General features: G+C 42.9%; 20 protein-coding genes. 13 read left to right on the top strand and 7 right to left on the bottom strand.

Annotation, left to right across the window (positions count from 1 at the left end):
* Window positions 1-374 precede the first annotated feature (374 nt).
* The 7 genes from R2B72_RS17460 (at window position 375) to R2B72_RS17430 (ending at window position 7,027) form a co-directional block, all read left to right on the top strand.
* Window positions 375-1,127 carry a DeoR/GlpR family DNA-binding transcription regulator gene (locus tag R2B72_RS17460; RefSeq protein WP_318618119.1) on the top strand — a complete coding sequence of 251 codons (753 nt, stop codon included), beginning with the start codon at window positions 375-377 and terminating at the stop codon, window positions 1,125-1,127.
* The gene (gene pfkB, locus R2B72_RS17455; protein ID WP_318618118.1) at window positions 1,124-2,044 is read left to right on the top strand and encodes a 1-phosphofructokinase; all 921 of its coding nucleotides are present in this window, start codon (window positions 1,124-1,126) and stop codon (window positions 2,042-2,044) included. Before R2B72_RS17460 ends, pfkB begins: the two co-directional genes overlap by 4 nt.
* Complete coding sequence (locus R2B72_RS17450) at window positions 2,044-3,906, top strand: fructose-specific PTS transporter subunit EIIC (protein ID WP_318618117.1); 1,863 nt, start codon at window positions 2,044-2,046, stop codon at window positions 3,904-3,906. The genes pfkB and R2B72_RS17450 overlap by 1 nt, the downstream gene beginning before the upstream one ends.
* A gap of 155 nt (window positions 3,907-4,061) precedes the next feature.
* A complete protein-coding gene (gene pcp / locus R2B72_RS17445) occupies window positions 4,062-4,676 on the top strand; it encodes a pyroglutamyl-peptidase I (protein WP_318618116.1) in 615 nt (204 codons plus the stop codon).
* Entirely contained in the window at window positions 4,666-5,418 is a 753-nt protein-coding gene (gene pxpB / locus R2B72_RS17440; protein ID WP_318618115.1) for a 5-oxoprolinase subunit PxpB, read from the top strand. The genes pcp and pxpB overlap by 11 nt, the downstream gene beginning before the upstream one ends.
* The gene (locus tag R2B72_RS17435; RefSeq protein ID WP_318618113.1) at window positions 5,403-6,167 is read left to right on the top strand and encodes a 5-oxoprolinase subunit PxpA; all 765 of its coding nucleotides are present in this window, start codon (window positions 5,403-5,405) and stop codon (window positions 6,165-6,167) included. The genes pxpB and R2B72_RS17435 overlap by 16 nt, the downstream gene beginning before the upstream one ends.
* Window positions 6,164-7,027, top strand: a complete 864-nt coding sequence (locus R2B72_RS17430) for a biotin-dependent carboxyltransferase family protein (protein WP_318618112.1) — start codon at window positions 6,164-6,166, stop codon at window positions 7,025-7,027. Before R2B72_RS17435 ends, R2B72_RS17430 begins: the two co-directional genes overlap by 4 nt.
* A 14-nt stretch (window positions 7,028-7,041) precedes the next feature.
* On the opposite strand, the gene R2B72_RS17425 is transcribed toward R2B72_RS17430, so the two are convergent.
* Window positions 7,042-7,914 carry a glycerophosphodiester phosphodiesterase family protein gene (locus tag R2B72_RS17425; RefSeq protein WP_318618111.1) on the bottom strand — a complete coding sequence of 291 codons (873 nt, stop codon included), beginning with the start codon at window positions 7,912-7,914 and terminating at the stop codon, window positions 7,042-7,044.
* Window positions 7,915-7,917: 3 nt separating this feature from the next.
* Entirely contained in the window at window positions 7,918-8,829 is a 912-nt protein-coding gene (locus tag R2B72_RS17420) for an LCP family protein (RefSeq protein WP_318618110.1), read from the bottom strand.
* 207 nt (window positions 8,830-9,036) lie between these two features.
* On the opposite strand from R2B72_RS17420, the gene R2B72_RS17415 reads away from it, so the two are divergent.
* A complete protein-coding gene (locus R2B72_RS17415; RefSeq protein WP_318618108.1) occupies window positions 9,037-10,725 on the top strand; it encodes a methyl-accepting chemotaxis protein in 1,689 nt (562 codons plus the stop codon).
* A gap of 267 nt (window positions 10,726-10,992) precedes the next feature.
* Window positions 10,993-12,102, top strand: coding sequence for a CapA family protein (locus R2B72_RS17410; RefSeq protein ID WP_318618107.1), 1,110 nt, complete (start codon window positions 10,993-10,995; stop codon window positions 12,100-12,102).
* A 49-nt stretch (window positions 12,103-12,151) separates the two neighbouring features.
* On the opposite strand, the gene R2B72_RS17405 is transcribed toward R2B72_RS17410, so the two are convergent.
* On the bottom strand, window positions 12,152-14,350 hold the full coding sequence (locus R2B72_RS17405; protein WP_318618106.1) for a 5'-nucleotidase C-terminal domain-containing protein: 2,199 nt from the start codon (window positions 14,348-14,350) through the stop codon (window positions 12,152-12,154).
* Window positions 14,351-15,231: 881 nt separating this feature from the next.
* Window positions 15,232-16,974: an N-acetylmuramoyl-L-alanine amidase gene (locus R2B72_RS17400; protein ID WP_318618105.1), complete on the bottom strand. Its 1,743-nt coding sequence runs from the start codon at window positions 16,972-16,974 to the stop codon at window positions 15,232-15,234.
* A 278-nt stretch (window positions 16,975-17,252) separates the two neighbouring features.
* Between R2B72_RS17400 and R2B72_RS17395 the strand changes: the two genes are divergently transcribed.
* The 3 genes from R2B72_RS17395 to R2B72_RS17385 are packed head-to-tail and all read left to right on the top strand — an operon-like array spanning window position 17,253 to window position 20,770.
* Window positions 17,253-18,365: a glycosyltransferase gene (locus R2B72_RS17395; RefSeq protein WP_318618103.1), complete on the top strand. Its 1,113-nt coding sequence runs from the start codon at window positions 17,253-17,255 to the stop codon at window positions 18,363-18,365.
* Window positions 18,358-19,641 carry a murein biosynthesis integral membrane protein MurJ gene (gene murJ / locus R2B72_RS17390; RefSeq protein WP_318618102.1) on the top strand — a complete coding sequence of 428 codons (1,284 nt, stop codon included), beginning with the start codon at window positions 18,358-18,360 and terminating at the stop codon, window positions 19,639-19,641. Before R2B72_RS17395 ends, murJ begins: the two co-directional genes overlap by 8 nt.
* 22 nt (window positions 19,642-19,663) lie before the next feature.
* Window positions 19,664-20,770 carry an amidohydrolase gene (locus tag R2B72_RS17385; RefSeq protein WP_318618101.1) on the top strand — a complete coding sequence of 369 codons (1,107 nt, stop codon included), beginning with the start codon at window positions 19,664-19,666 and terminating at the stop codon, window positions 20,768-20,770.
* Window positions 20,771-20,960: 190 nt separating this feature from the next.
* On the opposite strand, the gene R2B72_RS17380 is transcribed toward R2B72_RS17385, so the two are convergent.
* Complete coding sequence (locus tag R2B72_RS17380; protein WP_318618100.1) at window positions 20,961-22,547, bottom strand: SulP family inorganic anion transporter; 1,587 nt, start codon at window positions 22,545-22,547, stop codon at window positions 20,961-20,963.
* Window positions 22,548-22,721: 174 nt separating this feature from the next.
* Here R2B72_RS17380 and R2B72_RS17375 point away from each other — a divergent pair, with 174 nt between their 5' ends.
* Window positions 22,722-23,459: an SDR family NAD(P)-dependent oxidoreductase gene (locus tag R2B72_RS17375; protein WP_318618099.1), complete on the top strand. Its 738-nt coding sequence runs from the start codon at window positions 22,722-22,724 to the stop codon at window positions 23,457-23,459.
* A 150-nt stretch (window positions 23,460-23,609) separates the two neighbouring features.
* On the opposite strand, the gene R2B72_RS17370 is transcribed toward R2B72_RS17375, so the two are convergent.
* Window positions 23,610-24,353 carry an NlpC/P60 family protein gene (locus R2B72_RS17370; RefSeq protein ID WP_318618098.1) on the bottom strand — a complete coding sequence of 248 codons (744 nt, stop codon included), beginning with the start codon at window positions 24,351-24,353 and terminating at the stop codon, window positions 23,610-23,612.
* Between the two features lie 224 nt (window positions 24,354-24,577).
* Window positions 24,578-25,882: a branched-chain amino acid transport system II carrier protein gene (gene brnQ / locus R2B72_RS17365; protein WP_318618120.1), complete on the bottom strand. Its 1,305-nt coding sequence runs from the start codon at window positions 25,880-25,882 to the stop codon at window positions 24,578-24,580.
* Window positions 25,883-26,268: the final 386 nt, after the last annotated feature.

Here is a 26,268-nt window from a genome sequence, read left to right as displayed (position 1 = left end):
CGTAGTCCAGTTTGCAGAAAAGGTAGTCCAGTTTCATGGCAAGGTAGTCCAGTTTGCAAAATAGGTAGTCCAGTTCTCTCGGCGTAGTCCAGTTTGCGGAAAAGGTAGTTCAGTTTCATGGCAGGGTAGTTGAGTTTGCGAAATAGGTAGTCGAGTTCTCCCGGTGTAGTCCGGTTTACGGAAAAGGTAGTCTAGTTCACAAGTTACGTCGTACAGTCTTTCAATTTCGTTTATTTAATCTTATGAAACAATCAAATTCAATCATTAAAAATAAATATTTGATTATTCATGACTGATTTTGGTCATTTGTGATTGATTTTATTCATAATCTAGTTATAATTGAAATAGACAGACAACCGTGGAGGCGATGATTCTTGTTAACCTCAGAAAGACATCAGTTAATATTGCAAATGGTGAAGGAACAAGGTGTTGTGAAAATACAAGATTTGGTTGATGCGACGCAGGCTTCCGAGTCAACCATTCGAAGAGATTTAACAGTGCTTGAGGAGGAACAAACCTTAAAGCGCGTGCATGGTGGGGCAGCGAAATTGCATGGCATGATCATTGAACCGAGTATGCCAGAAAAAGTGAATCGGAATTTGAGTGAGAAACAAAAGATCGCCATGTATGCAGCTAGTTTAGTTGAGGAAGGCGATTGCATTTATTTGGATGCTGGTTCGACGATTACAGAAATGATTGACTATCTGCCGGAAAAAGATCTTGTTGTAGTGACGAATGGTTTGATGCATGTCGAACGATTATTGGATAAAGGTATTCGTGTCTATGTGACTGGCGGTTATGCGAAAGCGGGGACTCGAGCACTTGCAGGTGGTAGTGCATTAATCAGTCTAGAACAATATCACTTTGACAAATGTTTTTTAGGGGCAAACGGTATTCATGCTGTTCACGGCTTTACAACGCCTGATCCTGAGGAAGCTTTAGTGAAAAAGAAAGCGCTGTCAATGTCCCGGGAGACGTTTGTGCTAGCGGATCACACGAAGTTTGGTGAGATTTCATTTGCAAAAATTACAGATTTGAAAAAGATTACGATTATCACAGATGAATTAGATGAAGACATTGTTGATTTATATAAAGATAAAACAACAGTAAAGGTTGTGACGACATGATTTATACATTGACATTAAATCCTTCGATTGATTATTTAATAACACTCGAACAGTTGCAACTGGGTGCGTTAAATCGGATTGAACGCGATGAAAAATTTCCAGGTGGAAAAGGTATTAATGTGTCACGCGTACTCAAACGATTAGGAGTAGACAGCAGACCGTTAGGGTTTATCGGTGGTTTTACAGGTGCTTATTTGGAGCGCTATTTAGAAGCAGAGCAAATTACAACAGACTTTGTGCATGTCAAAGAAGATACAAGAATTAATGTGAAATTAACGACAGATGTTGAAACAGAGATGAATGGGCAAGGGCCCATGATTACAAAATCGGAGTATGAACAGCTACAAGTGAAGATTAAGTATCTTCCAGAAGGTAGCACGTTGATTTTATCAGGTAGTGTGCCGGCAGCTTTGCCAGAGACAACATATGAGGATTTAATCAAACTATGTGTGGAAAATGGTGTGCAATTTGTGGTGGATGCTGAAGGTGATTTATTGCGAAAAGCGATACCTTATCGTCCATTTTTGATTAAGCCAAACCAGCATGAGTTGGGCGGATTGTTTGATGTTGAGATTACGGAACCAGCGGAAGCGATTCCCTATGCAAGGCAATTGGTGGAGCAGGGTGCGCAAAATGTCATTGTTTCATTAGCAGAAAAGGGCGGAGTATTTGTCAATGCGGAGCTGGCGTTGATTTCCTCGGTGCCAGTTGGTGAGTTGAAAAGTTCGGTTGGTGCAGGCGATTCATTGGTGGCAGGATTCTTGGCAAAATATTTTCAAACGAATGATGTTGAGGCGGCGTTCAAGTATGGCGTGGCAACAGGTAGTGCAACGGCATTTTCGGTTGGCTTGGCAACGAAAGAAAAAATCGAACGATTATATCCACAAGTAACTATCATTGAGAGGAGTGAGTTTTAATGAAAATTACTGATCTTTTAACACGAGAAACAATTGTTTTATCCATGAAGGGGTCCGATAAGAGCGGGGCTATTGAAGAGCTGGTCAACCAGTTAGATGAAGCAGGAAAGCTTACCAATCGGGAAGATTTTACAAAGGCTATATTTGCGAGGGAAGCACAGAGTACAACAGGTATTGGGGAGGGCATTGCGATTCCTCATGCCAAAACAACGGCTGTCAAAGCCCCTGCCATCGCGTTTGGGAAATCACAAGCGGGCATTGATTATGAGTCATTAGATAATCATCCAGCCCATTTATTTTTCATGATTGCGGCTCCAGACGGGGCCAATGATACACATTTAGCAGCGCTGGCACGTCTATCGGGTTTATTAATGAATGAAGAGGTACGAAAACTACTGCTTGCGGCCAATTCAGAGGATGAAATCATAGCGATTATTAACGAACATGATCAAGAGGAAGAAGAGCAAACAGTGGAAGCGATTCCGACGAGTGGTCATAGTGTTGTCGCTGTGACGGCTTGTCCGACTGGGATTGCGCATACGTATATGGCGGCAGATGCATTGAAAGCAAAAGCTGGAGAAATGGGCATTCCGATTAAAGTAGAAACGAATGGCTCTGGTGGTGCGAAAAATGTGTTAACGAAGGAAGACATAAAAAATGCAACGGCTGTCATTATCGCTGCGGATACAAAGGTTGATACCAATCGCTTTATCGGTAAGCATGTGATCCAAGTACCGGTAGCAGCGGGGATTCGTCGCCCGCAAGAATTGATCGAAAAAGCAATCCATCAGGACGCGCCTCTATTTAAAGGCGATGGTAGTACTAGTGAAGAAGAAACAGCGAAAAAATCATATTTCTATAAGCATTTAATGAACGGTGTTTCAAATATGCTGCCATTCGTCGTAGGTGGCGGGATCTTAATTGCGATTTCATTTATGTTCGGAATTCTCTCATCTAATCCAGATGATCCATCCTATAATGAATTTGCGGCGGCATTGATGACGATTGGTGGCGGCAATGCGTTCGGATTAATGATTCCTGTGCTTGCAGGTTTTATCGCGATGAGTATTGCAGATCGTCCTGGATTTGCACCAGGTATGGTTGGGGGCTTGATGGCTGCAACGGGTGGCGCGGGTTTCCTTGGCGGTTTGATCGCAGGATTTTTAGCAGGTTATATCGTTTTACTATTGAAAAAGCTGTTTATCGGATTGCCATCTTCATTGGAAGGAATCAAGCCGGTATTGCTTTACCCACTATTTGGTATATTCTTGACGGGTGTAGTTATGTTATTTGTAGTGATGGATCCAGTGACGGCGCTTAACGCAGGTCTGTCTAATTGGTTGAATGGTTTAGGAACGGGGAACCTAGTGTTGATGGGCGTTATTCTTGGCGGGATGATGGCGGTTGATATGGGTGGACCGATTAATAAAGCCGCCTTTACATTTGGGATTGCGATGATTGACGCGGGTAACTTTGCGCCGCATGCGGCCATTATGGCCGGTGGAATGGTGCCGCCACTTGGGATAGCACTCGCCACGACATTCTTTAAAAATAAGTTTACCAAAGCAGAGAAAGATGCCGGGAAAACGAATTATATTATGGGTGCAACTTTTATAACAGAAGGGGCAATTCCTTTTGCAGCGGCAGATCCAATGCGTGTTTTACCAGCAGCCATTATCGGCTCAGCCGTTGCAGGCGGATTGACGGCAATGTTTAAAATTGGTTTACCAGCTCCGCACGGCGGTATGTTTGTCATTCCAATTATCGAAGGCAATCCATTCTTATATCTCCTTGCCATCGTGGTGGGCAGTTTGGTCACGGCGATGATTGTAGGTTTATTGAAGAAACCTGTTCAGGTGTAATCAAATATATTGTGACAACCCCATTTCGTGTAGTAGCGAAATGGGGTTTTTGGATGAGGTAACGGGCAGTGGTGCGAATAATAGAAAGAGTATTGTGAAACCTCTTGATAATCGGTACACTAATAGCACTGAATATAGAAAGCAGGTCATTCATCATGAAAACACTTTTACTTACAGGGTTTGAACCCTTTTTATCGTACACAGTCAATCCGACGATGAAAATCGTGGAAGAACTTCACGGCATGGTAATCGGTAACTATAAGATCCACAGTGAAGTACTAACGGTAGACTTCCAATCTTCTGGTGAACAAATTCTCAAGTCTATTGCAGCCGTACAGCCAGATGCTGTTTTATCGCTAGGTTTAGCAGGCGGGCGTTATAAAATGACGCCTGAGCGAATTGCTATTAATGTCAAAGATGGTGGGCCGGATAATAATGGGTATAAGCCGGTTGATGAAGTGATTCAGGCGGAGGGGCAAGCAGGCTATATGGCAACACTTCCAGTGCGGGCAATGGTGAATGGTTTAGTAGAAGCTGGATTGCCCGCTGAAGTATCGGATACAGCGGGGACATATTTATGTAATAACGTTATGTACGAGGCATTGCATTATGCGGCAACACAACGTCCGACGATGAAGTCTGGTTTTCTTCATATTCCCGCTTCGCATGAATTGGCTATTCAGCATGGGAAAATACCGAGCTGGTCACACGAAGATTTGAAAAAAGGCGTTGTTGTCTGTATTGAAGCGTTAGCTGCCGATGAAGCTTAATCATAGAATTATGCCGCCTGCCATGGTGACAAGTGAACAATCCATTCGATTTGATTTCGGGGAGTCTCCTCATCAGGCCATTCAGCAATTTTGCTCCTTTATCGAAAGGCATCAAGGTCCATTTCTCGAAGAGGTTGTGCCAAGCACGAATACTATCACGGTGTTTTATCGGAAAAAGCTTGTTAATCCACGTAAACTACTAGATGAATTGCAGATGAAGTGGTTGGAGGAGACGGATCGTGAGGTAGTGGTCCAAACGCGAACCATTGACGTACCTGTGTGTTATGATGAACGATTTAGTGAAGACATGCCGCGGATTATGGCACATACGGGATTGACAAGGGAACAAGTTATTGCCCTGCATACCGGGACGTGTTATACGGTATATATGATTGGCTTTTTACCGGGTTTTCCGTATTTGGGTGACTTGTCGTCAGCATTGCATGTGCCACGCTTAGCCCAACCGCGCTTACGTGTAGAGAAAGGAACTGTCGGGATTGGCGGTACGCAAACGGGTATCTATCCGATTGAATCGCCGGGAGGATGGAATATACTTGGACGAACACCGCTTGATCTTTACAGCTTACACCGTGCGGATCCATTTCTCATTCATACAGGCGATCAGTTGTCTTTTCGTGCTATCTCGATTGATGATTATCATGAAATGAAAGAAGCGCTAGAGAAGGACCCTGCTATGATTCAACAGTTTGTAAAGGAGGACATACGATGCGGATTGATCTAAATGCGGATGTTGGAGAAAGCTATGGGGCATTTACAATTGGAGAAGATGCGGCATTATTAACTTCCATTACATCTGCTAATATTGCCTGTGGTTTTCATGCGGGGGATTTCAATGTGATGCGGCAAACGGTGGAGATGGCGGTCAACCATAATGTTTCCATTGGTGCACATCCTGGGTATCCTGATATTCAAGGATTTGGTAGAAGAGCGATGGCGATGCCACCACGTGACATCTATAATATGGTTGTGTATCAAATCGGTGCATTAAAGCAGTTTTGTGCGATTCAAGGTGTAGCTGTTACGCATGTTAAGCCGCATGGAGCTCTTTACAATACAGCGGCAATCGATGTCAGAGTTGCTAATGCTATTGCGGAAGCTGTCTACGATACGGTACCAGAGGCGTATCTCTTTGGGCTTTGTCACAGTGAATTGTTGAGCGCTGGCAAGAGGATTGGTTTACAAACCGCGGGGGAGGCATTTGCTGATCGTCGTTATGACGAGGCTGGCAGGCTGTGCTCTCGCCTATTGCCGACGGCTGTTCTGCATACAGACGAAGAAATCGAACAACAAGTGATGGACATCGTGCTTCACGGACGCGTGCAAACGATAACAGGCACAACCATTGCATTAGAGGCTGATACGTTGTGCTTTCATGGTGACGGCATCAATGTAGCGAAGCGTGTCAGGCAGATGCGCCAAGCCTTGGAAACAGCAGGCGTCAGTATTCGCCCGCTTGGTGCGGCAACATGATTCCATTATTTCGAGTCGTCAAATCCGGGGTTTACGCCTCTATTCAAGATCGCGGTCGATTTGGTTATCGTCGTTTCGGCATGCCTGTTGCTGGGCCGATGGATCAACAAGCCTTTCAACTAGGCCAGGATATTATGGGCAACGAAGACAATGGCAATGCACTAGAGCTCTTTTTAGGTGGATTAACATTGGAAGTATTAACCAATCATCGAATCATTATAACAGGAGCCGATTTAGGCGCAATCATTAATGGGGGCAAGGCGGCACCGCTGTGGAAGATGTTTGCGATTCGGCAAGGGCAGCTGCTTTCATTTACAAAACCGTTGAATGGCTCGATTGTGTATATCATTCCAGAAGGTGGATTAGCAGCGCCAGTCATTTTGGGTAGCAGTTCGAGTTATCCAAGAGGGCTGATTGGGGAATCGATTAAACAAGACATGGTTCTATATGCGAATCGCTTACCGCAACTGCGGTTGAATCGTGGCTTACGCATAGACAACATCCCAAATTACGCGCAAGACATCACGATTGAATTGTTTAAGAGCCCACATTTAGAGTTGTTTAAGCCGTCAAGTATTGAACGCTTTTTACAGGCAACTTACACGTATCGAGGCGGAGATCGAATGGGGTATTTCTTCAATGGGCCAGCACTAGAATTTATCGACAGTGGAGATATTGTTAGTGAAGCTACTCAATTTGGCACGGTGCAAGTACCATCGAATGGGCAGCCAATTATTTTGATGGCGGATGCCCAAACGACGGGTGGCTATGCGACAATTGGCACGGTTGTCAAAGCAGATTTGCCGAAAGTAGCCCAATTAAAAAATGGGGGACATATTCAATTTAGGTATCGACAATAAGCCGTGCGGACCATTCAATGGCTCGCACGGCTTATTTCGTTGCGCAATTGGACGGCGATATCTGGCCGATCTGTAAATAGCCCATCAATCCCATGAGCCATAAGTGTACGCATTGTTTTTTCATCATTGATTGTAAAAGGGTGGACATCTAATCCTGCTTTGTGCATTGATGTGACAAACTTTTTTGTCACTACCTTTGCCTCTACGCCAATGCCAGAAGCGTATGTTGTCAGCTCACGCAATGCTTTCTTAGATAAAGATTCACCCTTGTCAAAAGCGAATAACTGGATAAGTGGAATGGTAGGCTCCCTATCAAATACTTTTTTTAGACTATCCCCATCAAATGACTGGATAATTACTTTGGGCATGTCACTAGCCGTGTCTAAAAGACCATGTGCTTGGAGTTTGTGTAGCAATTTCGCTTCTATTCCGGGATAGGCATCTGGTGATTTTATCTCGATATAATAATTGATTGTGCTACCGAAATACTGCAGCACTTCATCCAATCCAATGACACGCAATTCCTCGTAGGCAACGGAAGCATAGTGGGGATTGTCTTCATTAAATTCCTCGCCGGGCGAATAAAGCTGTAATTCGTCAAACGTAATAGTAGCAACTGGCCAATCTCGATTATGCAATGACACACTATCATCATGGAATGTAACGAGTTTGCCATCCTTGGTCAGCTGTATGTCCAGTTCGATATAATCGGCACCCATTTGCACGGCCATGTCATAGGCCGCGAGTGTGTGCTCAGGTGCGTAGGCGGATGCACCGCGATGTGCGATAACGAGGAAGTCATCTTTAGGTAACGGTGCCGGCTTAGTGGATGACAGTGTGCATCCAAAAGAAGTCAAAAGAAGGCCAACTACTATCATTCTTTTCATATCCTACATCTCCAAATGCGCTTTCAACGTATCTATTACTCCTTGCCGCTCTACATCATCCATCAAATAGTACCAAATGCCATCTATCATGTGCCCATCTCCGTTTTGAAAATGAAGTTGCTCGACTTTATCTAAAGCGCTACGATAATTTTTTTGGATATCTGACATTTCATCAAATGTTAAGTTTGTCCGAACATTATGTCCGAGCGCATTAAAAATACTTTTATAATTCATCAATCCTGTGAGCGAGGCCCCTTTACGTAAAATGCCTTCGATAATCTGTTTTTGACGATCTTGCCTACCAAAATCACCGCGGGGGTCGTCGTATCGCATTTGCACATACGTGAGTGCAGATTGCCCATCTAGCTGAATTTCACCTTTAGGGAAGTCAATATCTCCTACTTGGAAATCGAAATCATTGGTAACTGAAATGCCACCGACAGCGTCGACGATACTTTCGAATCCTTCCATATTAATTGTTGCCACATAATCGATAGGGATATCAAGCAATTTTTCAATCGATGCAACTGCCATTTCAGTTCCGCCAAATGCATAAGCATGGTTGATTTTATCTTTCGTGCTCCGTCCAATCAATTCGGTGTAAGTATCCCGTGGAATACTAACGATTTTCGTTGACTGCTCTGTTGGATTGACCGTGATGACAACAATTGTATCTGAACGTCCAACATCACTTTCGCGTTCATCGACCCCTAGTAAAAGAACAGAAAAGGGATCGAGCTCTTTAAAAACAACTTCCTCAACGCGCTTTTCTGAAACTTGTCGCCCGATAGGCTCGTGCATGACGGCAACTGTTTCAACGACATTCGTATAAAATACAGTAAGCCAAATGATGGGGATAGCAATTATTAGCGCGATCACACCGCCTAGTACAATCCACTTTTTGTAATTGTTCACGTATAATCTCCTTCATCAAAGATCTAGTATCATTCATTGTACGCAAAAAAATAGTGTGTATTCATTTGTAATGAATGAGTTCTAATTATTCTGAAAAAATGGAAGTGAGTAGAATATTATTAATCTTCCATGTAGAATGGGAGTAATGCTATTGTCCTTAAATAGAAAGCCAATTTATATAGGCAAAAAGATAGTGGGGGGAAGATTATGAAGTTTACTGTGGCGAGGAAGTTATGGTTTGGTTTTGCAACGATATTAGGGTTGCTGGTCATTGTCGGTGCTATAAGTTTATGGGCAGCTGTTAAGATTGATAATGAATATACATTTTTACTAGATGACCGCGTTAAAAAAACAGATTTGATCGATGAATTTATTTTAAATCATAATGAAATACAAAGTAGTGTACGTGGTTACATGTTATTTAAGGATGCTTCGTATTTGGAGGTACGGACCGCGAGCGTGGATCGGTCTCATGAATTACTAGAAGAATTATCTCTGAGTCTTCAATCGGATGAGCATCAAGCTTCATTGGAAGAAATAAGGTTGTCACGGGAAAAGTTTTTGAAATTACAAAATGATATCGTTCAAAGTATCCAGGAAGATAAGGAGCGAAAAGCGATAGAGCTTGGGCGTGCAACTGCAACAGTAGGTGCTGTCGTATTAGAAAACGCTAATGCTATCAAAGCAAACCAATTTAATGCGTTAAATGAAACACGTGATGAGATAGAGGCATATATGCTTGGAACAATTATTTTTATCATGGGAATGGTTGCACTTGCATTAATTGCGGGTATTGTTATTTCGACAGTGATTGCTCGTAGCATTTCACGACCTGTTCGCATTGTAACAGATGGATTAAATGAAATTGCGGATGGTAATTTAACGATTGATTTACTAGTTGTTAAAAACAAAGATGAAATAGGTGAAATGGCGGCCGCATTTAACAAAATGGGGACTGACGTTGCAAATATGGTACGTAAAATCAACACATCAGCTAGCCAATTGACGATTCAGTCGGAAGAATTATCCGCAAGTTCACAAGAAAGCATGGCTTCATCAGAACTGGTTGCCAAGGCCGCTGAAAATCAATTGTTAGGCAGTGAGCAGCAACAAAGAATTATCGAGCAGTCGACTTCATCGATGGAAGAGCTGTCATTAGGTGTTGCGGAAATTGCTAGTAATAATGAAGAGATGCTACATGCAACGGAAGCGATGTCGAATCTTGTGACAACTGGTTCGAGCGTTGTAGGAAAGATGTCGACACAAATGACAACGATCCATAAGACTATTCAAGAATCTTCTGAAATTATGGAGGAAATGGCGCGCCATTCCAATGAAATACAGCAAATCACATCATTGATTACCGATATTTCGGATCAGACGAATTTACTGGCACTCAATGCGGCCATCGAAGCCGCGAGGGCAGGGGAATATGGTAAAGGATTCGCAGTTGTAGCAGAGGAAGTACGGAGACTGGCAGAACAATCGAAAGTGTCTGCATCTGAAATTGCATCGATGGTAGCTATGATTCAAAACGCATCGAAACGAGCTGTGACCTCGATATCCGCAGGAAGCGAGCGTGTGGATGATGGCATAGCGGCCACTGAACAATCACGCCAAGTATTTTCAGAAATTCAACATGCGGTTGGCGATGTGACAACGAAAGTGGAAACGGTATCTGCCGCGATTGAGGAAATTCAAGCGATGGCTGATGAAGTAAGCCGTGGTGCTTATGAAATCCAACAGTTAAGTGGCAGAGCAGCAGCTTCCTCAAGTGATACAAGTGCGGCTACGGAAGAACAGCTTGCAGTAACCGAGGAAATATCAGCAAGTGCCCAAGCATTGGCCAAACTAGCTGAAGATCTACAAACAGAAATGAAGCAGTTTAGAGTGTAAATAAAGTATAAAAGCGAACAACGCATCTTATGATGCCGTTGTTCGTTTTTTTTTTTTTGAAAGAAGTTTTTTTGAATGAAGAAGGTAGTGCGCCGGTCCCGCGCGCAAAGAGAGTTGCCGCACGCGCAAAGAGAGTCGCCGTGTGCGCAAAGAGATCCACCCCGCGTGCATAAAAAAGCGTCATCAACAATCTCTTTTTCTATCACAGCTATTGGTCTATAATGAATGATATACTAAAATATAGGCGGTAAGACTGGAGATATTTTATTGAAAAGAAAGATTGTGTACGCGTTCATGATTGTATTCATCATAGGCGGTTGGGGTTTTATTGCTTATGGCTTAAATAGTTTGGTTGATAAGAAACCAATTGTGGTGAGCGTGCCGGTTGATTTTGTAAAACGGGGTAGCCCGGCAACACTGGATTTCGAGACCGGTTCCACGACGATTACAATTGGAATGATTGGCGACATCCTTTTACATCATCCACTTTTTACATATGAAAATTATGATTTTGCATTCGCTGGTGTGAAAGATAAACTGATAGGCATCGATTTTTTACTGGCCAATCAGGAGTCGATGCCAGGAGGAAAAGAGCTTGGACTGACGGGGTATCCGAGTTTCAACAGTCCAAAGCATATTATTCGAGATTTGAAAGCAAACGGTGTGGATATGGTGTCGCTTGCAAACAATCATGCAATCGATCGCAAAGAAGTAGGACTGCGCAAGGCGATTGATCATATTAAAGAATACGACATGCCCTATGTGGGTGCCTACACATCGTTTGAAGATCAGGCAAAGGATCGGATTATGGAAATTGACGGTATTCGAATTGGTGTTCTTGCCTATACGTATAGTACGAATGGCAATCCTGTTCCACAGGGGAAAGAATATTTAGTTTCCCTAATAGAGCGTGACCGAATGCAAGTAGAAATTAGCCGATTATCAAAGCTAGTCGATGTGCTCGTAGTATCCATGCATTGGGGAAATGAATATAAGCTGACGCCGTCACAAGGGCAGGAAGAGTTGGCGCAGTTCGTTGCGGATGCAGGGGCGGATATTATTTTTGGTCATCATCCTCACGTCTTACAAAAATATGACGAGGTAGGAGATACGAAAGTATTTTATTCGCTAGGTAATTTCTACTCTGCGCAACAGTTTGATTCGACGAATATTGGGGGAATTGCGAAGGTGTCTGCAACAAAGGTTGAGGTTGCGGGGAGGAGTTTTATGGACATCGCTGAACCCGAATTTTATCCGACTGCTGTTATGAGGGATGAGAAAAAACGCTTTGTCATTGTTCCACTGAAAGATGCAGGAACTTCCGCAATCAATGATGAAAGTTGGGCAACCATGCATGTAGGCGTCCCCTCTTGGTAAATAAGTAAAAGCGTTCCCAGATGTATGGGAACGCTTTTGCTTATGAAAATCATTTCGCTTTTTTAGCTTGTTTGACGTTGTAAATGAAGTTCGAGACAATTTTAGCTGCTTGCTCACGTGAAGTGGATTGGGTAGGCATAAATTTACCGTCTGAACCAGACGTAATACCAAGTTCGTGAAGCATAGAAATAGCGTTTACGGCCTCTGCATCATAGTTACCGAAATCGCTATATGGTGCGTTTGTAGCTGCTGTATACTTTTCACCTGTATATTTTTCAAAAGCACGTTCAAGCATTAATGCAAATTGTGCACGTGTCACTTTTTCACTAGGCTTGAACTTACCATCAACACCTTTTACAAGGCCGTTTTCAAAGGCAGCAGCAATTTCTGCTTGTGCCTCAACGGTAAAATCACCGATGTCGCTGAATGGTGCAGGTCCATTTGCTTTTAAATCAAGGGCACGAACAATCCAAGAAGCTGCTTGGGCACGTGTCATTTCTTTTTTTGGAGAAAATGTTGAGCCAGTTCCTTTGGCAACACCACGGTAATAAAGATCGGAAACATACTTATAGGATTCGCTGTCATAAGCAAGATCGCTATAAGGGACTTTTGCAAGAATACGACCTTCAATTCCTGCATGAAGTGTACCTACGGACTTCAAATGATCTGCAAGGTTCTCCCAGTCAGAGAAGCCAGGCTCGCTCGCACGACCTTCCGCGTAAGCTTTACCAAGCGCTTCAAAACCATCTCCGCCTCGTGCAGTAAAGACGTTAGTAGCCGCCTTGTACATTTTGTCGCTTTCAATTTCTTTGCCATCAATAGTCAACGAAATAATGCGTTTGCCAGCCGGCGCTTCGCCGTCAAAAATCACTTGCATACCCGAAACGTGAAGGAAGCCACCTGACTCTTTCGGATATTCTTTGACAGCATGTTCGAAGGTCTCTTTCAATTCAGCGCCACTTAGCTCGATGATGGCAAGTGGATTACCGAATGGCAGCACCGTCAGCACTTGACCATATGTAACCGGCCCTTGTGGAATAGATGTCCGAATACCTCCGCCATTTTGGAAAGCAATCACTGTTTCTGGATCAATTTCTTTTGATTTTTTTAGCATGCCATCCGTAATCAGATTTCCTAGATTGGATTCACCTGAACGAACGCCTCCTATGAGTGCTTTGCTGTCTTGGCTCATATCACGTAGACCGCTAAGGAAAACTTCAGCTGTTGCACCAATTTGTTTTGCGGTTGTTTCATTAACTTTAGCAGTAAATGGCTTTAGTAATTCAGCGGCAGTAGCATCTGTTGCTGCGTTTTCACCTCCAATAGCGTGTAGAACGCCTTTATAATCCTTAATAACCCCTTTGTCGTCAAATGTAATATCGAGTTGTCCGAGGAATTTGTTATACTCATTCGCTTGGACAATGATAACAGGCTCAGTATCTTTGTTTAAGACGACCGGCTCATCCAGTTTGACATGTGTATGACCGCCAACGATAATATCGATGCCTGGTACATTTTTGGCTAATAGCACGTCATTATCGATCTTATCAGAGTCATCATAGCCGATATGTGTAAGGGCGATAATTTTGTTGACGCCTGCTTTTTTGAATGCAGCAACAGCGGCTTTTGCTTCTGTAATGTAGTTCGTAAATGTCACTTTTTCAGGGCTAGCAATCGCGACTGTTTCTTCTGTCGTTAAGCCGAAAATTCCAACTTTTTCACCATTAATTTCTTTAATAATTCCATTGTAAATTTTACCGTCTTCGGCATTAGTTTCAACCGTTCTGGATTGTAAGCCATTGAAAAGTGGATCAGCCGAGAAATCGACATTTGAACTAACGAGTGGGAACTTAGCTCCTTTGACGAAATCAGCTAGCGCTTTGTGACCTTCTGGAGATAAACCAAGGTCAAATTCATGGTTACCGAATGTCATAGCATCGTAGCCGAGATAGTTCATGACCGCAAGATCTGCTTGTCCTTGGAATTCATTGAAATAGAGTGTGCCAGAAAAGACATCCCCTGCATCGAGAAGAACATTATAAGGGTGATCTTTTTTTAGCTTTTTGACAAGTGCCGCACGTTCAGCCGTTGTTTTAAGATTAGCGTGTGTGTCATTCGTGTGAAAAACAGTTAGCGAAAAATCTCCTGTTGCAGCGACTGGTGTTTCGGCAGCAAGAACTGGTGTGATGGCTACTGTGCTTACTAAAAGCATAGCCGTCGCAGTCCCTTTAACGTATTTACTAGACATTGAGCACCTTCCCTTATTCTATTTTTACTACATCATCATTGAATGAATTAATTGAATAATGACAAAGTAGTACTCTTGCTAAGTGTATCATTAAGGCTGCTAGTGGACAAATTAAGTTAACGTAAATTTTATCACGTGTGTTAAATAACCAAAAATCAACTTAATCAAACACTAGGGGCTCTATGTTCAATCACTTTTTGATCGCTTTGGGTTGAACAACTTCTATACAATAACCGTGCTTTGTTTATGCATAGGGATGCGGTTAAGCCGCATCCCCATGCATTTTTTCGGTAATCGTATGGTGGTCGTTCACCCGCCGCTCTCCAAAAACGCAGATACACGAAGTGCTAATGCTTTTTGGAACTAGGGAATAGAGGGTTTCTAAACTTAAGAGGGCCGCCAAAGATACAATTTTGGCGGCCGAATCTTTTACCATGGTCTTTTCTATTATTATTTTGGGAAGTGTCACTTTCTTATATGACTTGCAAAGAGTAAAGTAGGAATACCTTGTACAAAGTGCAAGAGCGCCCGAAATTGCATCTTCGGGCGCTTATCTCTTTACTAGAAAGTCATCTATTCTTTTCATTCCAAGCAACTGCATTTTTCACTTAAGCATTGTAGGTATGCGACAGGCAACTATTCATAACAAGATGACCGAAAAAGGCATGGCTAGAAATGACGAAGTCGTTTCTAGCCATGCTTACTCCTCCGTAATTATGTCTTGAGTATTTCGCCGAAAGCGAACCGGAAATGATTTAGAGAAAAAGACGGTTTTTAAGCCTTTGCTTTCCTATGATCTATGCATGTTAATGGTTAATCAACAGACGTAAATTTTTCAAAAAAAACCTGAGAGAATCGTTCATTCTCTCAGGTCTATTTGCTTAAGGTGCTGAATAGTATTGTACGAGACCTTGATAGATGGACTCGGCATAGATTTCTAAAAAGCTATCACTCGTGAGCTTTTTATAGTCATCTGCATTGGTCAAGAAACCCAGTTCGACGAGGACAGATGCAACGTTATTATTACGAATGACGTAAAAACGTTCATCTTTGACACCACGGTCGTTCATGCTGGCATTTTTGACTAGATTCTTTTGGATGAAAGTTGCTAAAGATTTGCTTTCTGCAGCGTTCGCATTTGTGGATGAATCAAAGAACGTTTCAGTCCCTTTAGCTGACGTTGATGTGGCTGAATTGACATGAATAGAAACGAATGTTTCTGCATAATTTTTCTTGGCAAACTCGGTACGCTGCTCCAATGTGAGATATGTATCATTGGAACGTGTCATGATGACATTTGCGCCTGCTTTTTTTAGTTTTGCTTCTACAAGTGCAGCGACTTTTAGCACTATACTTTTTTCTGTTACTTTATTTTTTGAAGTACCTGGATCATGTGCGCCATGGCCAGCGTCTATGACGATAATTCGGTTCTCAAGTGGTCTAGCTGTTTTATTCAGCAATTTTAAATAGGTTTTATGCACGTAGCCTGTTTTTGAATTAACAACGATTTTAGCCCAATGCCCATCCAACGATAACACTTCGACTGTTTGTCCTAGCTTTAATGTATCAATGATTGGAGAGTCAGTGCTTGCGGATTGCCGTATATTGAGGCTTTTGACTGTTACTTTACCTGTCAAATCAGCAGTTAGGCTTGGCTGTTCCGGTTCATTTGGAACTTCTTGTTCAGAGTCATCTGGAACGGACGGTTCTTGAGGCTCTTCAGGTTCAACGGGCGGTACAATTTCCGGAGGTGTTTCTGTCCCTACCTCGACCGTGAAACGACTATTGATATAGCCTTCTCCATTATCAAATAGAATGAGTAGCCATTCCCCAGATTGACCAACAACTTCGACAATCTCACCACTGTTTAATTTGTGAATAACAGAACCATCAACGGATGGTAGGCTACGAACGTTAAGTACGTCTCCCTCTGTCGTTGCTACTTTAGCAAAATAGGTGCTAGACGTTTGTTCGGGAAGTTTGACAGAAAGCGCAAACTTTTTATCCATCGCACGTGCTAGAAAAAGTGAGAATTGTGAGCGTGTGAGGAAATTATTCGGAAGAAACTTCCCTGCATCGCCTTTTGTTACGCCGGCATAGTAAAGTCCGTTGATGCGTTCAGCATAGCCATAGTCTTTTGAGATATCGGTCATCATCATAGGACGTTCTACTGTAATTTTTTCGGATAGATTGAAAGCAACTGCAAGTGCATTGCCCATTTCTCCGCGCTTTAAGTTTTCGTTCGGTTTGAAATGGCCATTCTCGCCAGCTTTGAAATAACCGAGTGAGACAGCCCGACTGACATAGTCATATTGTTCAGTTCCAGCTTTGACGTCTTTAAATTGTAAAGATGGAGTAGGGATGTCCTGTTTTTTTGCAGCAATGACTAACATTTTAGCCGCTTGAGCACGTGTTAAGTTATTGCCTGGTTTGAAGATAGTAACTCCTTTTTCTTCGTAGCCTTTAATAATACCAAGGCCGGCTATGTAATTGACTTGTTCATAATATTCTTTAGTAGGTGTGATGTCTTTGAATTGAATTTGTTGTGCAGATGAATGTCCCGGGACTATGGAAACGAGAGCGAAAATCATCCAAACAACAGCAGCCCATTTAACTGTTCTCATTGTGTCCTCCCTTAATTATACTAGAGTTGTAGTAGGTTCAGTTTACCAGTGATGGCGCCGTAAAGCTATAATGATAAATAACTAATCCATAATTTATTACAATAGTTTAGCTTTCTCAATACTAGTAAGCAAACACGATGTGACGGTTGTCATCTCGTGTTTTTTTCTGGATAGATTGGCTGTCAAGAGGTTGAACGTTGTGCGATATGTTATAATCATTGAATGAAAATAAAGGTATAGCTCAATGAAGCTATTATATAGATAGGATGAGAACTAGCATGGAAAAAATAGTTGTGTTCAGCAATATGTATCCGTCATCACAGCATCCGACATTTGGGTTGTTTGTCAAAAATCAAGTGGGACTTCTTCAGTCTGCAGGTCTTGATGTGGATGTAGTGGCGATTCAGGATCCTGGCAAAGGGAAAGTAAAGGCATTACAAAAATATATGACATGGTTTAGCCGTTCTGTTGTTTATCTGATGAAAAACAGAAAAAAAATAGCACTGTCGCACGCACATTATGCATTTCCAACTGGGGTTTTGTCGTTGATGGGGAAAAAGCTGTTTGGCGTTCCTTATGTTGTGACCGTTCATGGCGGCGATATCGATAAAATGCCGGCAAAGAGTCCACACATTGCTAATATGACAAAACGAATTTTGCAACAGGCGGAGACTGTCATTGTTGTTGGCGATAAACTTCGGGAGGACGTGACTGGCCGTTTCGGTGTTGCAGATGCAAATGTGCATGTCATGAGTATGGGAATCGATACGTCTATCTTCAATTATGTGCCGAAGGAAGAGGCGCGGGATAGGCTGAACCTTCCTAAGGATGAAAAAATAATGCTATTTGTAGGGAATATTATTCGGGCGAAAGGACTTCTTGAACTTGTTGAAGCGTTCGATTCGTTGAAAATGTCGTTACCGGATAGTTCGTTGTATGTGATTGGTTCGCAGAAAGATAGTCATTTTGTCGAAGAGTTAAGGTCATTTATCCGCGATAAAGATGTGGAGGATATCCACTTCAAGGAGCCGTTAGGACAAGCTGAATTATCTCTTTGGATGTCGGCTGCTGATGCACTTGTACTCCCTTCGCATCATGAAGGGTTTGGCCTCGTTGCGCTTGAGGCTATGTCTGCAGGGACGAAGGTTGTTGGGACGGACGTCGGTGGATTGTCTTATTTGTTGAAGGATGGGGCAGGGGTTTTAGTGGAAGCGGAAAATCCAGACTCGTTAGCGCAAGGCATGTGGAGCGTGTTGGATGAAGATTTGGTTGCGATTGATGAAGCGGTTGTGCGCGCAAAGATTGCGGAACATTCCTTTGAGGCTATTTTAGAAAAGTTATTATCGATTTACCGTTCAGCTGAGAAAGGTCAGGTTGGTCGCAATGAGTAAAATGATGAAAATTATCGGAGCTGTCGCTGTTATTAATATCGTGGCGCGGATGTTTGGTTTTCTGCGAGAAGTTGTCATTGGTAACCAGTACGGCACGTCGGCTACTGCTGATGCAATTGCCGCCGCGTATACAATTCCGAATTTCATTTATCTCGTTGTCGGTGGGGGATTAACGACTGCGTTTATATCCGTCTACCATTCGACGAAGTCAGATAAGGCATTATACGTTCGGAAGTCGTTTACGACCGTTCTTCTAGCGGCGGTTTCTATAACGACTTTGTTAATCATCTTCACGGATCCAACATTGAAGTTGTTTCTTGAAGACCTAAGTGAACAAGAGTATGCGTTAGTACGCAATCTCTACCTGTGGATGATGCCGTCTTCCATTATTCTTGTGTTATCGACATGGATGAGTGGAGTTCTCAATGTTAACGGCAAATACAATCTTTCTAGCATGGCCGTTCTTCTATATAATGTAGGCTTCGTCGGAATCGCAGTGTTGTTGACAAGTGCTTTTGGACCGGAATCATATGGGATTGGCGCCATGTTGGGTGCGGTTTTGATGGGTGGATTCCTGTACATGGGACTTCGAAAATCTAAACTGTATTCATTGAAACCATCTTTTGGTATGTCTGACGATGTGAAACGATTATGGGTTATCGCGTTGCCGATATTGTTTGGTGGAGCTTCGTTACAGTTCTATATCCTTATCCATCGAATTGTATCGGCTCAGTTTGATGAAGGTGTGATGTCTGCGGTCAACTATGCTTCGAAATCGACAGGCCTTCCGCAGGCAATTCTGATGACTGCGGTGACAACGGTTATTTACCCTCTTTTAAGTAAAAAAGAAGGAGAGGGCGATATGGAGACCATCCGTAAGCTCTATAAAAAGGGGATACTCTATTTAGTTGCGCTACTTGCGCCAGCAACGGCTGTCGCGTACTTTTTTGCAGAACCGCTTATCAGTCTCGTTTTCGAACGGGGGGAATTTACGGGGGAATCGGTCTTGCTAATGACGCCGATATTCCGTGTATTCGCGCTGTCGATGTTTTTCTTGGCAGCGAACACTTTTATAACCCGATTCTATTATGCAAAAGCTAATTCGATTGTGCCTGTCATATTTAGTTTGATTAGTGTCTTGGGGATTAACGTTGCGGTTATTTATGCGATGATGGATTCATTTGGTCCTTCTGCAATTGCATATGGTACGTTTATTAGTGCGGCGGCAAACTTTGTCATGCTTGTTATTTATGCAAGAGTGAAGTGGAAACTATAAGTTAGTAGGGGGAGTGGTTGACATGGTAGTGAAAGAGAAAATTAGTCAGTGGTTTGAACATTTTCATGCGCATCCTGAGGTGAGTTGGAAAGAGGTTGAGACGACTGCGAAGCTTGCGGAAATCTTAACGGACATGGGGGTCAAGCATCATACGTTTGACGATGTGACAGGTGTTGTGGCGGAAATTGGAGAAGGCGAGCGAGTCATTGCGGTGCGTGCTGATATCGATGCCTTGTGGCAGGAAGTTGGCGGCGTCTATCAGGCGAATCATTCGTGCGGCCATGATGCCAATATTTCGATGGTGCTCGGGGCACTGTCTTATTTGCAGCAAGAGCAGCTTGGTAGCCGCATTCGTTTTATTTTCCAACCGGCTGAAGAAAAAGGTAATGGGGCTAACTCGATGATTGAAAGAGGCGCAGTTGATGGAGTGTCACAACTATTCGGCGTACATTTACGACCACAGGAAGAAATTCCATTTGGCAAAGTGACACCGGCCATTCATCATGGAGCAGCCGTTTTCTTAGAGGGGAAAATTACAGGAGTCGATGCACATGGTGCTCGTCCACATCAAGGCAACAACGCGCTAGATCCGCTTTTCGCAATTGCCCAGTTTGTGAAAACGATTCAGTTTTCACCATATGAAGCGTATTCGGCGAAGCTGACGAAAGTCCAAGCGGGTGGCGATAGCCTCAATATCATTCCGGGAACAGCTACTTTTGCGATAGATGCTCGTTCACAATCGAACAGCGTGTTGAATGAATTGAAGGAACGCATTGATGAAGGTATTCAGGCAATTGGCAAGCTCTATGGTGTGGACATTGACCTGGTGTGGAGTGACTATACGCCAGCAGCGGAAGTAGCTGAAGAGGCAGCGGTTATTGCGAAGGAAGCGATACTGGAAACAGTTGGGGAGGAAGGATTTGCACCTGCTATTATTACGTCAGGTAGCGATGATTTCCACTTCTATACGATTCATCGACCGGAATTACAGGCGGCGATGATTGGCGTTGGGGCAGATCTTGGCCCTGGACTTCACCATCCAGATATGACCTTTAACCGGGAAGCACTGGATATCGGTGCGCGCGTGTTGACGGCTACATTGAAGAAAGCTTCTTATATGGAAGATTAATAAGCGAGGAGGACTGTCCGTTATGGATGGTCCTCCTTTTTAGATGCTTAGTTAGGAAAGAACGTTGTCTAGTTTGGGCAAGACGTTGTTTAGTTTAAGAAGCGTTGTTTAGTCTTAGGAAAACATTGTCTAGTCTGAAGCAAACGTTGCTAAGTTCCCCGATTATGTTGCTTACAAGGCATAACATTCTCTACATAAAAAAGTTGTCTTTTCCAATTCTATCCTTCAAGCCGCTTTTTTTGAATAAAGAAGTTTTATCCTTCGGCAAACGTTTGATAATGATCTGGATACTCTTTTTCTCTGCATCGTCCAGCAGTGCAAAAAGGACTGCTTCACCTGTTGCATCCACGACAGCAAGATGTTCCATATCAAGGATGATTTTTGTCGCCCCAGATTCAAGAAGGTGCGGATACTTGTCTTCAAACACTTTGGCAGTCCCAAAGAAAATAGGGCCATCTACAATATACTTTGCTAATGAAGAAGGAGCATCTGCACTGAATTTCACGATTTCAACATCAGACAGCTTGGCTTTCTCGATATGGAGTTTGCCACTCATTTTCTTCAAGAAAGAGAGTGCTGCAAGCAAAATACCGACTTGGACCGCAATGGTTAAGTTGATGAAAATGGTTAACAGAAATGTCGTCAATAGGACGATAGAATCTCCAGAGCGGATGGATAGGATATGAACGAATGCTTTCCTAGCACTCATATTCCACGCGACATACATAAGAATCGGTGCCATCGCTGCAAGTGGAATATACGATGCATAGGGTGCGAATAGCAGTAAAAATGCCAGAACGAATAGACTTTGTACAACCCCGGATATGGGACTGACGGCACCCGAGCGAATATTCGTCGCAGTACGTGCAATGGCCCCCGTGGCCGGGATTCCACCAAATAATGGTGTAATCATATTGGCAATTCCTTGTCCAAATAGTTCACGCTTCGAATCATGCTTCTTACCATTTTTCATACCATCGGCTACAACAGCGGATAACAGTGATTCAATGGCACCAAGTGCGGCAATGATGAGCGCAGGCTGCCACAGTAATACCAATTTGGATAAAGTGATGTGCGGGAAATGGAAGCTTGGCAGTGTCTTCGGGATACCGCCGAATGCTGTCCCAATTGTTTCTAATTTTCCAGGGAATAGAAAGACGGAAATAATTGTAGGAATGAGTAAGGCAACGAGCAGTAAAGGAATACGTGGTGCAATCTTTGGCAATGAAAAAATAACAACTAATCCAATAACCGCGATTAGAATACTGTAGAGGTTGACCGTATGGAACTGCTTGATAAGATCCAGCATATTTTCATGGAAAAACTCTTTTTTCTCTAGGCCAGTAATGCCAAAGAAATTGCCAAACTGTCCTGTAAAGATGATGACAGCAATCCCTGTTGTGAAGCCGATTGTGACTGATCGTGGAACAAAGTGAATCAGATTACTGATACCCAAAAAACTCATAATGACAAGGAACACACCTGCTAAGAATCCAGCAATCAGCAAATCCTCATACCCGTATTGCAGCACAATTGCTAGCAGTATCGGGATGAAAGCACCCGTGGGTCCAGCAATCTGGAAACGGGAGCCACCTAATAGTGCAACGATGAGACCTGCAATGATTGTCGTGTAAAGACCGTATTCGGGTTTAACTCCGGAAGCAATTGCAAAAGCCATCCCAAGCGGAATGGCTACGATACCAACTGTAATTCCCGCAATCAAATCTTTGCGAAATCCAGCCGCGTTATAATGAAGATAACGATTATCCTTGAACATTTGATTCACTCCGTTCAAGCTATTTTATCTAAAAATTGCACCTATTTATTATATCGAACAATAGACATAGTGGCAAGGCTCGAGGAGGATGTTAGGAGAGGCAATTTTGTTGCAACTTCATATAAAATGGAATAATATTTAGATGTCTAAATATATAAGAATGGAGTGTTTAATATGACAAGATTACAAGATAAAGTTGCGTTCATCACAGGTGGAGCTTCAGGTATGGGTGAAATGATGGTGAAATTGTTTACAGCTCAAGGCGCTAAAGTCGTAGCTGCAGACATTAACACAGAAGCGCTTCAAGCAAAATGGCAAGGCGTCGAAAACGTTGATTATGTAAAGCTTAACGTAACCGACGATGAAAACTGGAAAGAGGCTGTGAAAACTGCAGCTGACAAATTCGGAAAGCTTGATATTCTTGTCAACTGTGCGGGTATCTCTACTGAAAAAGCAATGAACGATATTACAATCCAAGACTGGCAACGTCTGCACGACATTAACGGTTTTGGAACATACGCAGGTATGCGTGCCGTAGTTCCTTACATGAAGGAAGCTGGACAAGGTTCAATCGTTAACATTTCTTCTTATACAGCTCTAGTTGGTATGGGGTTAAATCCATACGCTGGATCTAAGGGATCAGTTCGTGCGATTTCACGTGCAGCTGCAGCTGAGTTTGGTAAAGATGGCATTCGTGTAAACGCAATATTCCCAGGTGTAATCGAAACGCCAATGGTTGCTAACCTTCAGTCTTCAAAAGCGGCGCTAGAAGGCTTAATCCAAATGACACCACTTAAACGTCTTGGTCAGCCTGAAGATGTAGGTAACGCGGTAGTGTTCCTTGCTTCTGATGAAGCGTCATACATTACAGGTGCAGAACTTGTTATTGATGGCGGATACTCTGCTAGATAATAAAGAAATAATGAAAATCCGCTAAGCCATGTGCCTAGCGGATTTTTGTTATTTCTTAGGTTTCAATAAAACCCCGTCATATCCCATTTTATAAGCCAATTGTGTAGGAAGGGGTGCTCCACGCGGATTGTAATGGGAAAACCAAGGTTATCAATATAATAAATCAAAACGTTTATAGCCTGTAAATTTCTCTTGCCAATAAGGTATTTTCAATGAAGAAATCTCGACTTTCTTCGTACCTGCATGAATAAAGTCACCATTACCTAAATAAATCCCGGCGTGGGAAATACCGCTGCGGTATGTATTTTCGAAAAAGACCAAATCGCCTAATTTAGGCTCGTCCACATAAGAAGAATTTGTATACATACTTATTGTGTCAAACCTTGGCAGGTCGAGACCAGCCGCCCGATAGACATAATAGATGAATCCACTACAATCAAATCCTTCGGTTGTCACGCCAGCCCACACATAGGGAGTATCAAGAAGAGGAAGTGATGCCTCGACTGTGGCGAGTAATACTTTTTCAGTAGTAGGAGATAGCTTTTCTGCACTGACATTTGCAGTGTTTGAATCCTTCCAAGAATTAGTGGAAGAGGTCATCACTCCATTCTTTTTGGGAGGCGTAGTTACCGCGTTACCCGTAGCTGGAAGTGAATTTTGATTACTAACCCCTTTCCCAGAGACGGCCAATTTTTGATCCACCTTAATTGCATCAGAGGTCAGTTTATTTAGGCTTTTTAATTCATCGACAGATAATTTGTGTTGCGAAGCAATTTTCCATAACGTATCACCGGTTTTAACGGTGTATGAATCGGATGCTGCGTCCGCACTTCCAGTTGCGATGAATGTCGCAAGTGCAGCCGTTGCTAACAACGAAAAAGCTTTCTTTTTCATGCGTATTCTCCTTCCAACGACAAATAGTTCTATGACTCTATTCTACCGTTTTTAGAGTCATAGAACAATACTCAGAAAAATTTCAGTTATGTGGATTTATATTTAATAGCTTTACCGCCAAACTCCCATAAAAACAACGCCGTTTGGATAATCCCAAACGGCGTTGTGCATTACGATGACTTCAAATAGCACTAATTGGAAATAGATGCCGAAAGTTCTGAAAACTAAATCCGTTTTTTAAACAGCGGTCCTAGGAAGACACCAATCAGTGCTCCAACAATCGCAGGAACTAGCCATCCAATCTGCTGCTCATAGAGCGGAAGATGAGAAAGTATCGATGTAACAGGCTTGAAGTCGATACCCGCACCGCGTAAGCCATCAAAAATACTGACAAATGTAGTTGCGGCAAGTGCGAAGATATAGACAATAGGTTGTCTGTCAAACCATTTGTCGATAAACGACATGAGCATTAATACAATTGCAAGTGGGTAGACCATCAGCAGGACCGGAACTGAGAAAGAAATCAGTTGTGTCAATCCGACGTTTGCCACCAATGCACTAAAGCATGCAAAAATGAACACGAATGTCTTATACGAATAGCGTGGTAGCAGTTGTACGAAAAATTGTGCACAGGCAGACACTAGACCAATGGATGTCGTCAAACAGGCAAAAATGATAGTTAATGCCAGAATGGTCGTACCAAAAGATCCGAATAGTGCTGTTGATGCAAGTGCAAGAACTGCGCCTCCATTGTCCTGTAATCCGATGATATCAACGCTTGTTGCACCGATGTAACCAAGTGATATGTAAACAAGTGCTAATCCTCCAGCTGCGATAATACCAGCGATAACCATCGCCTTCATAACCGCAGGTCTTTCTGTCACGCCCTCAGCTTTCAGCGCATTAATAACGACAATTCCAAAAACAAGCGCTGCAATGACGTCCATTGTCAAATAGCCTTCGACAAAGCTACGGAAAAAGGGATCAGTTACATAATCACCTTGTGCTTGTCCGATGGTCCCCATCGGCGACACGATGCTTTTCACAGCAAGTGCCCCAATTACAAGGAATAGGATCGGCGTAAGTACTTTACCGATGCGGTCGACAAGCTTTGCAGGATTCAGCGCAAGTGCCAGTGTGATTGTGAAGAAGATGATGGTAAACGCAGCAAGTGGCCAGCCTGCACCCGAAATACTAGCGGGAAGAAATGGAACAATCCCAATTTCATAGGAAACCGTTGCTGTCCGAGGAATACCGAAAAACGGCCCGATCGCCATATAGATGACCAATGTGAAAATAATACCGAATGTAGGATTCACTCGTGAAGCAATTGTTTGCAGGCTGCCACCTGAATTGGCAATCGCTAGCACAGCAATAAGTGGTAAGCCTACACCAGTAATGAGGAAACCAACCATGGAAATCCATAATTCATCTCCAGCCATTTGTCCGAGAAGTGGTGGGAAAATGATGTTACCTGCACCAAGGAACAAAGCGAAGAGCATAAGTCCAATGATGAAGTTTTTTTGCATAGACAATTAAATTTGCAACTCCTTGAAGTAATTGATGTAACGAAATTCACCATCTATCATTATAACTGAAAGGTAGGCGAATCGTCTAACCCAAATTATCGGTCCAATGGATATAGTCCGACTCGGGTGAGTTTTTTCATAGTTATGGTTCTATCTATCTAGATTAATACAATAAATATGTTATAATTCGTATCATAGTAGCGTTTTCGACAAAACATCTCTTTTTTTGCAATAATAAACTGTTATATGAATCAATTTCATAATAGAATAATTAACCTTGGAATCCGAGCAAGGTTGATTTGCGCTTCAGGCGGACGCTTTCCGCGGGCACGGCTTCAGCCGCTTCCCTCGCTACGCTCAGTCCAGGGTCTTCAGCCCGTGCTGTT

The organism is Sporosarcina sp. YIM B06819, from assembly GCF_033485175.1.
In the GTDB taxonomy this organism is placed as follows: Bacteria; Bacillota; Bacilli; order Bacillales_A; family Planococcaceae; genus Sporosarcina.
This window is presented reverse-complemented; position numbering and strand designations above follow the sequence as displayed.